The following is a 12,900-nucleotide window of genomic DNA, read 5'->3' on the forward strand; positions in this document are numbered from 1 at the left end:
CACTGCGCTCTCATGCGACGGCTGGCCGGGACCGGAATCGAGACCGGAACCGGGCCCGGGGTTGTGTGCGCTAGCGAACCGACGAAAGCACAAGGCTATCGCATACTGTCTGGTGATGGATTTCCGCGCGCCCTACCGGGACTCGCGCATCGACCAGGACAGCGCTCGTGACCCTTTTCTCAGGCAGGATATTCCGCGCTTATCCCCCGACATCCCCCTGGCATGACACTGCTCCGGTGCGAGGCGAGCTGTTCAGCATCGAGCGTCTTGAACAGCACGCCTCAAGCCTTGCGCTGGCACAGAACGTGACGGAAACCCCCTCTCGCGTCCTGCCACTGTCGAGACGCCTTGAAGACAACGCCAAGGTACTGTTGAAAGCGTATCGCGCCAGTGCAAAGGAAGTCGCGGAAGACCGCGATATCGTCCCTGCCGCCACCTGGCTACTCGACAATTATCATCTGATCGAGGCGCAGGTACGTGAGATCCGCGATGATCTGCCACCCGGCTATTATCGCCAGCTGCCCAAGCTGGCCGAGGGCCCTTTCACGGGATACCCCCGTGTCTTCGGGATTGCCTGGGCCTTTGTGGTCCACACTGACAGCCATCTCGATCTCGACACGCTTCATGGCTTCATCCAGGCCTACCAGCGTATTCAACCCCTGACGATCGGTGAGCTATGGGCGGTGGCCATCACGCTGCGCATCGTACTGATCGAGAACCTTCGCCGGCTTGCCGAGCAGATCGTCAATGAACAGACGGCACGCAATGACGCCGACACCCTGGCAAGTCAGTGGCTGATTCCCGAAAGCCAGCATCACACCCTGGACCCCACCACCCTGCCTCAGGGCAAGACACCGCTGACGGCACCTTTCGTCGCCCAGCTGGCCAAGCGCTTGCGCGGTATCGATACGCGCACTCATCCCATGATGAGCTGGCTGGAGCGTCGAGTCCGTCTGCAGGGCTCCTCCATCGATGAGCTGGTACAACGGGCTCAGCAGCGTCAGGGCGCCGCCAACGTCACCGTCCGCAATATCATTACCAGCATGCACTTCGTCTCGAGCATTGACTGGGCCGATGTCTTTGAAAGCCTCAGCCTGGTCAATGCTCGCCTCATGGACGCTCCGCGTTTCTCCACGCTCGATTTCCCGACCCGCAACAGCTATCGAAGTGCCATCGAGCAATTGGCACGTGGCTCTGAGCACAGTGAGCTTCACATCACCCAATGCGCGCTGGTGGCGGCTCGCGAGGCGGCAAGTGCCACCGAGGATGTCAATGAGTCAGCGCGACGAGGTGACCCGGGGTATGTGCTGATCGCGGCGGGACGCAAGGCATTTGAAGACACCCTCGGATATCAACGTACAGGGCGCCAACACCTTCGCCACTGGTGCATCGCAGGAGGCATCAGTGGCTATGTCGGCCTGATCATCCTGACCACCACGGCGCTGCTGTGGATGGCCTTGCAGGGCATCGCGTCACTGTCCTCGGAGGCATTCAGCGCTGGATGGATGTGGCTGCTCGGCCTGCTCGGGCTGCTGCCTGCCACTGAGCTTGCGACCTTGCTGGTCAGTCGTCTCATCATCTTCTGTGTCGGACCGCAGCCATTGCCAAGTCTCGACCTGTCCGAGGACGTACCACCTGACTTGCGCACCCTGATCGCCGTGCCGACCCTGCTGACCCGCGAGGCTGATCTTCAGGAGCAGATAGAGCGCCTGGAAGTGCACTATCTGGCCAGCGGTGGAGGCTCGATCTTCTATGCCCTGTTGACCGATGGCGTGGATGCGGCGCATGACGTCATGCCAGAAGACACTCGACTGCTATCGTTCGCCAACGCGGCCATTGCGGACCTGAATCTGCGCCATGGCGACAATGAGGGATTTCCCCGCTTCCTCGTCTTGCATCGTCGCCGGGTCTTCAATGACAGCGAACACTGCTGGATGGGGTGGGAGCGCAAGCGCGGCAAGCTACATGAGCTCAATCGCCTGCTGCGCGGTGCAGACGACACCACCTTCCTGCCCACTGAACGCATACCGGCCGGGGTACGCTATGTGATCACGCTGGATGCGGACACTCGCCTCCCTCGCGGGGCCGCAAGCAAGCTGATCGCCAAGATGGCGCATCCTCTGAATCATCCCCGGTTCGACAAGCACCGCCAATGCATCGTGGAGGGGTATGGCATCCTTCAGCCCCGTGTCACGCCGTCCCTGCCGATGGGCAGGCAGGGCTCCCTCTTCCAGCGCCTGTTCTCGGCACCCGGCGGGGTAGACCCCTATGCGGCCGCCACCTCGGATCTTTATCAGGATCTGTTGGGCGAGGGGTCCTTCGCCGGCAAGGGTATCTATCAGATCGATGCGTTCGAGGCAGCCCTCAAGGGGCGCGTCCCGGACAACCGCGTGCTCAGCCATGATCTGTTCGAAGGGGTCTTCGCGCGCGCCGGTCTTGCGTCAGACATCGAGGTCATCGAGGACTTCCCGTGCCGCTATGAGGTCTCGGCCAAGCGCACCCACCGCTGGACCCGTGGTGACTGGCAGCTGCTGCCATGGATCGTGTCACGCAAGATGCCATGGACCGGACGACTGAAGCTCATGGACAACCTGCGGCGCTCACTGCTGGCGCCGCTACTGCTGTCGTTTCTGGTCGTCAGTTGGGGATTGCCTCTCTCCGCCGCTCTGCTGGGCACGCTGTGTGTGATGATCGTGATTGCCGCCCCGCCGCTGATCCCTCTCGTGCTGTCGCTTGTGCCAATGCGCTCCGGCATCAATCTGCGGCACTATTTCCAGCAATGGGGCAATGACCTGACGCTTGCCGCCTCCCAGACACTGCTGTGGATTGCCTTCCTGCCAGACCAGGCCTGGCGAATGCTGGATGCCATCGGGCGTACCTTGCTGCGTCTGACGATCACTCGCCGCCACCTTCTCGAGTGGACCACCGCAGCTCAGACTTCCGGGCAGCCGCGACTGTCACTGGGTGGCGCTTATCGCAGCATGGCGCCGGGGACATTGCTTGCGCTGTGCGCCGCTGCCGGTGTGCTCAGCCAGTCCCCACAGACCTGGCCGGTGGTGGTGATGTTCGCCGCCTTGTGGCTCGCCGCCCCGGCGATAGCGCAATGGGTCAGCGGCTCAAGAAGTCTTGCCCCGCAGGCCGCCTTGTCCTTTGAGGAAAACCGCGAGCTACGCTTGATCGCTCGCCGGACCTGGCGCTTCTTTGAGACCTTCGTCACCGCGCGCGACAACTGGCTTCCGCCGGACAATTTCCAGGAAACGCCTCAGCCCGTCATCGCGCACCGCACCTCGCCTACCAACATGGGCCTGTACCTCATCTCCATTCTGGCCGCCCGGGATTTCGGCTGGCTGGGTGCCAACAAGAGTGCGGAACGCCTGGACACCTCGTTGAAGGTGATGCAGTCGCTGGCAAAGCATCGCGGACACCTCTTCAACTGGTATGACACTCGAGATCTCAGGCCGCTGGACCCGAAATATGTCTCATCGGTCGATAGCGGCAATCTGGCCGGACATCTGCTGGTCGTCGCCAATGCCTGCGACGTCTGGGCGAAGACCTTGCCATCGGAGAATCTTCACCAGGGCATCATGGACCACTTGAGTCTGGTACATGAATGCCTCGCGCAGGCCCCCTCGGCCCATGCTCAGCAGATGACGCGCCTGCGCCCCGGCATCGCCGCGATGGAAGCCCACTTGCAGGCGACCTCCTCCGAAGGATTCATGGAACAGCTGCCCGCCTTGCATCCTCTTGCGGATCACGCCACCCACCTGGCTCATGAGGTGCTGCGACACGTCCACGCCCCCTGGGCCGAGGACCTGCTGTACTGGATCGGTGCCATGCGCACCTCGATTGCCGAACATTGCCATGATGCAAGAATGATCCACCATCCCGACCCTCGTGAACGCCTGATGGCACGTTTCCACGAGATTGCCTCCACTGCCAGACACATGGCGCTGGAGATGGATTTCACGTTCCTGCTCGCACCGGAACGTCAGTTGCTGTCAATCGGATACTCGGTAGAGGGCAACATCCTCGACAGCAGCTGCTATGACCTGCTCGCGTCTGAAGCCCGCCTCGCCAGTCTGTTCGTGATCGCCAAGGGGGATGCCCCGACACGTCACTGGTTCCGCCTCGGGCGCACGGCCACTCCGCTGGAAAATGGCTCGGCGCTGATCTCCTGGTCGGGTTCGATGTTCGAATATCTGATGCCGTCGCTGGTGATGCGCGCGCCGGCAGGCAGCCTTCTGGAACAGAGCAACCGTCTGGCCGTCGCCAGACAGGTCGCCTATGCCAGCGCATTGAAGGTGCCATGGGGGATTTCCGAATCGGCGTACAACGTACGCGATGGCCACTTCACCTATCAGTACACCAACTTCGGCGTCCCGGGCCTGGGGCTGAAACGGGGGCTGTCCGCCAATCTGGTCATCGCGCCCTATGCCACTGCCCTCGCCGCGATGGTGGACCCTGTCGGGGCATACCGGAACTTCCTGTCGCTGCAGGAAATGGGCGCCCAGGGACGACACGGGTTCTATGAGGCGCTCGATTTCACTCTCACCCACGTCTCCGCAGGCGAGCGCTTCGCGATCATTCGCAGTTACATGGCCCACCATCAAGGCATGACGATCGTCGCCATTGCCAACGCGCTTCACGACGGGAACATGCGCGAACGCTTCCATCGAGAACCGATCATCCAGGCCTGCGAATTGCTGCTGCAGGAGCGTGTCCCGCGCGACATGTCGATCACCCACCCTCGCGCCGAGGAGGTCGCGTCGGCCCCGAACGAGACGCTGGGTGAAAGCCGTGCCATCCGCCATGTCACACAGCGTCTGGTGGGCGCGCATCTCACCCACCTCCTGTCCAATGGGCGCTATTGCATCATGCTGACGGCCAGCGGAGCGGGCTATAGCCGCTGGCAGCATATCGCCATCAGTCGCTGGCTGGAGGATGCCACCTGCGATCATCTGGGCAGTTTCGTCTTCCTGCGTGACCGCAAGACGAAAGCCCTCTGGACGGCCAGTGACTCCCTGCCGAGCGAGACAAATGAGGAGGCGCTCGCCCCGGCAGATCACGAAGCCACCTTTGCCGAGGATTACGTTCGCTATACCCATCGCCAGGACAACCTGACCACGCATCTGGATATCCTCGTCTCTGGCGAGGACGACAGCGAAGTCCGGCGCATCTCGCTCATCAACAGCGGGCGAACGGCCCGCGAGATTGACGTGACCTCCTATGCGGAGCTGGTCCTGACGGCGCCCGCGACCGAGAATGCCCATCCGGCGTTTGCCAAGTTGTTCGTGGTTACCGAGTACCTGGAAGAATACGCGGCGCTGGTCGCGACACGTCGCCGCCGCAGTCCGGATGATGATGAAATCTGGGCGGCGCACTTCGCGGTCGTGGAAGGCGAGACCCTCAGCGACCTCCAGTACGAGACGGACCGGGCGCATTTCATCGGCAGGGGTCGCACGGTACGCACAGCGACCGCTCTGCAGGCCGAGCACCCCCTGACCAACACCACGGGCACCGTGCTGGACCCGGTATTCTCCCTGCGACATTGTCTGAAGGTCCCGCCGGGCAAGATCACCCGGATCGCGTTCTGGACGGTGGTCGCGGACACCCGTGAGGCCTTGCTGGATCTCGTCGACAAGCACCATGACCGCAGTGCCTATGAACGAGCCAAGACACTGGCCTGGACCCAGGCTCAGGTTCAGCTCCATCACCTGGGCATCACGCCGGAAGAAGCGACGGACTTCCAGCGCCTGACCGCGCCGATCCTGTATGCCGACGCGCGCTTCAGGGCCTCACGAGACACCATGGCCCGCGGAGCAGGGCCACAATCCGCACTCTGGCCATTGGCCATTTCCGGAGACCTGCCAATCGTGCTGGTGCGCATCGATGCCATCGACGACATGGCACAGGTGCGTCAGCTGCTGCGCGCTCATGAGTACTGGCGAATGAAGCGTCTCGGGGTCGATCTGGTGATCGTCAATGAGCGTGCCTCTTCCTACGTCCAGGATCTCCAGCAAGCGATCGAGGCGGCCGTCAACAGTAGCCAGACACGCCCGCGCATCCATGAAGGGCACGATCAAGGCTCCGTCATCGTCCTGCGTGCGGACCTGATGAACCTTGCCTCCCGCCTGTTGCTGCAGTCCGTGGCCAGAGTGATGCTGCTGGCTCAGCGTGGGCCGCTCGCCGATCAACTGGCCTTGATACCGCCGTTACAGCTCCCCGCGCCCATCCCGGCATCCCCCGAGGTGGCCACGCCTCCCACCGCGCAGCACACCGCCACCCGACAGGACGAGTCCGCGGCGCTTGAGTACTTCAATGGCCTGGGCGGCTTCGACAAGCACGGCAAGGAATACGTGACGATTATGGAGCAGGGATGCACCACACCCGCTCCGTGGCTCAACGTCATCGCCAATGAAGGCTTCGGTTTTCAGGTATCGGCAGAAGGGGCGGGCTACACATGGGCGGACAACAGCCGCGAGAATCCCCTCACGCCCTGGTCCAATGACCCCGTGATGAATCCTTGCGGTGATGCCATCTATCTACGCGATGAAGACAGCCTGGCGGTGTGGACGGCAACGGCCTCGCCGATCAACGACAACGGACGTTACGTCGCTCGCCACGGGTTTGGTCATAGCCGCTTCGAACACGAAGCACAGGGTATTGCCGTGGACCTGATACATTTCGTCCCGCTGAACGACCCCCTCCGCATCTCGCGCATGACCCTGGAGAACCGCTCTGATCGGCCGCGCAGACTCTCTGTCACCGCCTATGCCGAATGGGCACTGGGACTCACCCGCGGCACATCCGCTCCCTTCGTCGTCTCGTGCAAGGATGATGACACTGGCGCACTGCTGACCAGCAATCCCTGGAGCATGAACTTTGCCGGGCGCATCGCCTTCGCTGATCTCTGTGGCCTGCAGACGTCATTCACGACAGACCGCTGCGAGTTCCTGGGGCATGGGGGGCACCACGCCGCTCCCGCCGCTCTCACCGGGAACACTCCCCTGTCCGGTGCCATCGGGGCTGGCTGGGATCCCTGTGCGGCACTCCAGTGCCTGATCGAACTGGCCCCCGGAGAAAGTGTCGAGATCGTCTCCTTGCTGGGGCAGTGTCATTCACGTGAAGACGCCAGGCACCTCATACATCAGTATCGACAGGCTGATCTCGATGCCGAGCTCGCCGCCGTCACCGCGTATTGGCAGGATCGACTGGAGGCCGTGCAGGTCTCCACCCCGGATCGCGCCATGGACATCATGCTCAACGGCTGGTTGCTCTATCAGACCCTGGCCTGCCGGATCATGGCTCGCTCTGCCTTCTATCAGGCCAGTGGCGCCTATGGGTTCCGTGATCAGCTGCAGGATGGCATGGCGCTGTCCTTCGCCAGTCCAGACACCACACGCCATCACCTGCTGCGGGCCGCATCACGCCAGTTCGTGCAGGGTGATGTGCAGCACTGGTGGTTGCCGCATTCAGGTCAGGGCGTCCGCACCCGCATATCCGACGACCGCGTCTGGCTGGCGCATGCCTGCGCCCAGTATGTCCTGACATCAGGGGATATCGAGGTGCTGGATGAGTCCGTCAATTTCCTGGAAGGCCCCCTGCTGGGCAGTGATGAACACGACGCCTTCTTCCAGCCCATGATCGCGGATACGGCGGCGACGCTGTATGAACACTGTGCGCGTGGCCTTGATCAATGCCTGACACTGACGGGGGAGCACGGCCTGCCATTGATCGGCGGCGGGGACTGGAACGATGGCATGAATCGAGTGGGAGAAGCCGGCAAGGGAGAAAGCGTCTGGCTGGGATGGTTACTGATTCGCACCCTGGACCTCTTCGCCCCTCATGCGGAACGCCGTGAGGGGGAAGCGAGTCGAGCGGCACGCTGGCGTGCCCATGCCGTCTCGGTGCGTGAGGCCATCGAACAGCATGCCTGGGACGGAGCATGGTACCGGCGCGCGACCTACGACGACGGAAGCTGGCTTGGCACTCGGGAGAGTGAGGAGTGTCGTATCGACTCGATAGCCCAGTCCTGGGCAGTCCTGTCCGGGGCCGCTGACCCACGCCATGCCCTGCAGGCCATGCAATCACTGGATGAAGAGCTGATTCGCCACGACCCCGGGTTGGCACTGCTGTTCTGGCCGCCCTTCGATCATCCCGAGCGAGATCCGGGATACATCAGCGGATACCCCCCTGGACTGCGGGAAAACGGCAGCCAGTACAGCCACGCCTCGATGTGGGCCATTCTGGCCTATGCACAGCTGGGACAGGGCGATAACGCCGTTCGGTTGTTCTCGCTGCTCAACCCCATCAATCATGCGCTGTCTCGACAGGACACGGCACGCTACAAGGTAGAACCCTACGTCGTGGCTGCCGATGTGTATTCCATCGCCCCCCATGAGGGTCGTGGCGGCTGGACCTGGTATACGGGTTCCGCTGGCTGGATGTATCGGGCGGGACTGGAAGGCATCCTGGGCATCCGTCGCGAAGGGGACGTACTGATCATTGCCCCGAACCTGCCTGCCAGCTGGCCGGGATTCACGGCCACCATCAGCATGCTATCGACTCATTACACCGTGGAAATCAAGCACTCCACTCTGGAAGACCTCACCCTGACAGAGGCACACCTCAATGGGGACACCACCCTGTGTGAAGCAGGCGAAGTCCACTTGCCGCTGGATGGCGGACATCACCACCTGAAGCTGATGATACCGGCCCGCCCTTCCCCCGACATGCTAAAGGAACCAGTGTCATGAGCCTTCATCACCTCGAATCGATGCACATCTCCCGGGAGGGACACCATGAAGTACTTTCTTGATTTCCTGTTATCGGGCGGCACTGTCTATCAGAACCTCATGAAGTATGTTCCCGAAGGCAGCCCCCCCTACTCACACTGGTTCCCCATCGCGAGCACGCAGGATATCCCTCACGATGGCGCGACCCTTCGACTGCCCATCTCGCTTCTGCTTGAGGGAGAACTCAAGCAAGTCATCATTGAAGGTGCCATGAAGAAAAGCATAAGGAGTTACGTCGATGCCGAAAGTGGGGTCTGCGAAGTGAGCTGCCACGTCAGCGTCGACCGATTGCTGCACAAGGATGGCCGTGAAATCGCCGCACTCTCGAAAGACTTCGGCACCATTCCCCTGTCGGCGACAAGCTGAGCCTCACCTTGTGTGCGGGTGCAATCCGGCCATCTCGAAATCTGCTTGAGCGGGATGACGCCCAGCATCCACTGGATCGCGCCGTGACATGGTATCCGTCACGGATCATGACAGGCGTCTTCCGCCTGGCGACTTCCCCCTGATGGGTGATGTACAGTTCACGGTGTGCTGACCGGCATGCTCCGGAAGGAGCGCGACAAGGAAGTGAAGGAGCTGTCAGCGGTCAAGCGAGAATCAGCGCTCGGTCTAGCATTGAGGTACGCCAGCAGCAGCAATCTATGGCGTGGCGGCCCCGAAGGCAGGTGACGGCATGCGGGGGCCACAATCGTGCTATCGCGAGATCACAACGCCTGAGTGACACGACATTGGGGGAAGGTCGAGCAACCCAGAAACTGCTGGCCCTGCTTCGGGCCTGACTTGACCACGCGAACCACCATCGCACTGCCGCATTTCGGGCACTGACGTGTCGCCGGGGACTCATTGCGCTGCTTGAGATGCTTCACATGAGCGCGATGCGTCGCCAAGGTCGGTGCCAGTCGCCCCGTCAACAATGCCTCGTGCATGGCCTCGACCTGTGCCTCGCTGAAGACGGGCGTCGCGAAAGAGCGGATATACGACACGAAGCCAGTGCCACGCGTCACATTGGGCGGCATCTCGGTCTTCAGGACCGCGCTACCCACGAAGATGATCACCGAATGCAGGTACTCGGAAGGCACGCTGAGCGTCGCCTCCAGCGCCTTGAGGTGCTTGTAGTTCTGGCGCAACGGGTTCTGGAAACTGAAGGAACGGCGATGGAGCTTCTGTGTCCAACGCGCCTGCTTCTCGCTGCCGAAGATCCAGCCCTTCATGTTCTTGGTTTCCAGCACGAAACACCCATACGGCGAGAGCAGGACATGGTCGATCTGAGTGGTGCCGTTCGCAGTCTTGAGGGTGACATTATGCAGCGTTCGGTAGCCTTGTTTGCCGAGGGGACGTGTCATCCAACGCACCCGCCACTCGCCGATGCGACCTTTCATGCGGGGAGACTTGAGGTAACGGCTGACACAGGACGCCAGCACGAGGCATAGCAGTACACTCATCACCGGCGCGATGTTCGAAGGGACAACCACTGTCATGACTCCTGGTGCAGCCTGTACGGAAAGGAATCAAGCGAGGTGATTCGTCCAACCGGAGTACTGAGTCTTGATAAGGGAAAGGCAAGGCTGCACCGCGCCCGATGGCTGAGCGCGGTGCAGCAAGCTGCAGGATTCTAACTATCTGGCGAACGCCAAGCTACTGTTCTCTATCGGTTTATCTCTGAAGAAGAGCACTGCGGGACCTTATGCGCCGACAAGAGAAGCAGGTTGGCCGCGAGTCATTCACCTGAATCACTCCATTTCCAATGTGACCTTGTCGGTATCGAACGCCAATCGCCCGGCGATCGCCAGCATCTCTTCGATGGGCTGGTCGTAACTCCAGGCGATATCCGGAAAATCGGGCAAGGAGTAATAGGTGCTGTCGCCCTTGAAGGGACAATGGGTGACGGTGTGAGAGACCGAGAGCTTCGCCATCGCCACATCAGCGCGCGGCAGGTAGAGCCTCGGTGGATAGCCCTTCTCGCGCAATTCCAGCGCGTTGCCAGTGTCAGCGATCACCGTCTCACCGACCAGGATTCGCACCCGCGAGGATAGCGGGTGCAGCGTGATACGCGGTTCGAGGTGATCGGCCATGAACACTCCTTTTCGGGTTGGAAGATGAAGGTGCTTGATGGCGCGTCATGATAAGTTGGCCCGTAGCTTTTATGCGATGGTATGCATAGCTTGCATACACCGATGTCTACGAGCCGACTTTTTGTACAGAACCTAGGTTCGAATGTACTTGCAAGTACATTGATGAACTGAGCACGAAATAAGACTAGCAAACTGCTGCTATTACATTTCCCCACGTCCAGAAATTGGTTATTTTAAGTACTATATTGCCTATCAACCCCCAAAAAATTATTTCAAGTTAATTCAAGCGAATAGTATAAACCTAGAGACATACTATCATCACCCACTACATGTCGAATAAAAGTATAATCCCTATTAGGTCCCACAAAAATAATATCAACCATCTAAAAAACAACGCACCCTATGGGCTTATCAATATATTGAAAGGCAACTTATAGGGATTGAACTCTTCCTCTTATCTTTTCATATTTCTCACTCCATCTCAGATGAAAGAGAAAGTATGGATCCAATATATTTAATTCAGAAGACGCATTCCAATCAATAATTGGCAAACTAGGCATTGATGTATTGGCTAGTACCTGCATATGCTCGAGCGTGCGAGTAATTTGTGCTTTTTGGGGTTTTTTATTACTCAAGCAAATCAGATCAATACGCTTTTGTAAATTATCAGTCCCACTACTCCAAGTTAGCGTACCTGCCGGAGGTGATAGAGATATTGCTGCCAAAACAATTTCATAATTATCAGCAAGCTTTAACTCATGTACAGAGTACTGTGTCCTAGATTTTCCTCGTTCATCTGGACCTTGATCAAGTATTTTAAGTATTTCGCTGCGATCTATTGACTCATGAGTATTCAAAAGGATCACGCGAATATCTTCTAACGAAAAAACTTTATTCGTATGAGTTTGTAAGGGTTCATTAATTTCAGCAAATTCAGCAGCATTAAGGCAAATCATTTGCATTAACTGCGGGGAACCTGCTGCTTCGATTGCAAATGCTCTTAAAGAAGCTTCATTAATAGATACATGAAGTTTATCAAAGCCTAGTCGACCAATTTTAACTAAGTCTTTTTCGCTCCAGTATTTAAACTTAACCGTGTGAATGCGACCTGTCAGATCTGGAAGAGCTGATATTGGCTTATTACTATGATGTGGAACTTCCGCCAAACATATTTTGACACCAGCTTCTGCTGCTGTCTTTAATTGCGCAGCAATACGTGGCTGAATCTCATATGGGATCACATGAAAATCATCCAAGAAAAGCACTTTATCGTCTGAGCTAAGGAGTTCTAAACATTTATTGAACGGACTAGTATTGAAAGATGATGTTTCTTCGAACTGTTGTGCGCGTTCTTTTTTAAAACCAGTAGTATACTCCGATGATACTACAGCGCCATTAAGCTTTCCTTTCAAGGTATCGCCTTCTTCATAATTTCTAGAATTACTATACGTAAAACTAGTAGTCACCGGTTGCCGCAACTTACTTGAAACTATCGACCACAAGTCAGTTTCTTTGCTTATCTGAGAGCCAGAAACCAACACTAAATTATTCTCACCGACACACTTTTCTATAGCACGAGTTTTACCGCTTTTAGATGGACCAACCACTTGGACTATGATACCAGACTGAGATAGCACACTATTAATTTTAACTTCTGGATCCACTTCAAATCCAGATCTTTCATTTACAAATTTCCGATGAACATAGCTATACAAAGGGAATGCACCAGGCACAAACACGGTAGATCTATTCAACACTTGACTATTGGAATTACTCACTTATCACCTCTCGGCTTTATATAAATAATGATCGACTTACACAACACCCACTTTGAAAGTCAAATGCAGAGGCAACTTAGAATGCATGCTTATCACCTTCGCTCTAGTACAATCGGCTTAAAAGCAACTGTAGCAACACTTCTCCCAAGACAACTTTTATCATATAAGCATTCTCGAGTCTATAGCATATTTAATTAGGCAACAATGCCTACATTGAATTTACACAGGAAAACTCTATTAATTCCCTAGTTC

The 12,900-nt window shown here is 58.0% G+C and carries 5 protein-coding genes; 2 read left to right on the top strand and 3 right to left on the bottom strand.

Translation table 11 applies throughout. The features are described 5' to 3' along the window. Window positions 1–167: 167 nt before the first annotated feature. Window positions 168–8,756, top strand: a complete 8,589-nt coding sequence (locus tag HXS66_RS00485) for a GH36-type glycosyl hydrolase domain-containing protein (RefSeq protein WP_176502626.1) — start codon at window positions 168–170, stop codon at window positions 8,754–8,756. 45 nt (window positions 8,757–8,801) lie between these two features. Then, the gene (locus tag HXS66_RS00490; protein ID WP_084208949.1) at window positions 8,802–9,161 is read left to right on the top strand and encodes a hypothetical protein; all 360 of its coding nucleotides are present in this window, start codon (window positions 8,802–8,804) and stop codon (window positions 9,159–9,161) included. A 341-nt stretch (window positions 9,162–9,502) separates the two neighbouring features. Here HXS66_RS00490 and HXS66_RS00495 read toward each other — a convergent pair whose 3' ends face one another. From HXS66_RS00495 to HXS66_RS00510, 3 genes are all read right to left on the bottom strand, one after another. Beyond that, entirely contained in the window at window positions 9,503–10,270 is a 768-nt protein-coding gene (locus HXS66_RS00495) for an NERD domain-containing protein (RefSeq protein ID WP_255303015.1), read from the bottom strand. A 258-nt stretch (window positions 10,271–10,528) separates the two neighbouring features. Then, window positions 10,529–10,870 (bottom strand): DUF427 domain-containing protein, encoded by a 342-nt coding sequence (locus HXS66_RS00500; protein WP_153635473.1) that lies wholly within the window; start codon window positions 10,868–10,870, stop codon window positions 10,529–10,531. A 431-nt stretch (window positions 10,871–11,301) separates the two neighbouring features. After that, window positions 11,302–12,648: a hypothetical protein gene (locus tag HXS66_RS00510; RefSeq protein ID WP_176502627.1), complete on the bottom strand. Its 1,347-nt coding sequence runs from the start codon at window positions 12,646–12,648 to the stop codon at window positions 11,302–11,304. Window positions 12,649–12,900 lie beyond the last annotated feature (252 nt).

The sequence above is a fragment of the Cobetia sp. 5-11-6-3 genome (genome assembly GCF_013374055.1).
Classification (GTDB): domain Bacteria; phylum Pseudomonadota; class Gammaproteobacteria; order Pseudomonadales; family Halomonadaceae; genus Cobetia; species Cobetia marina.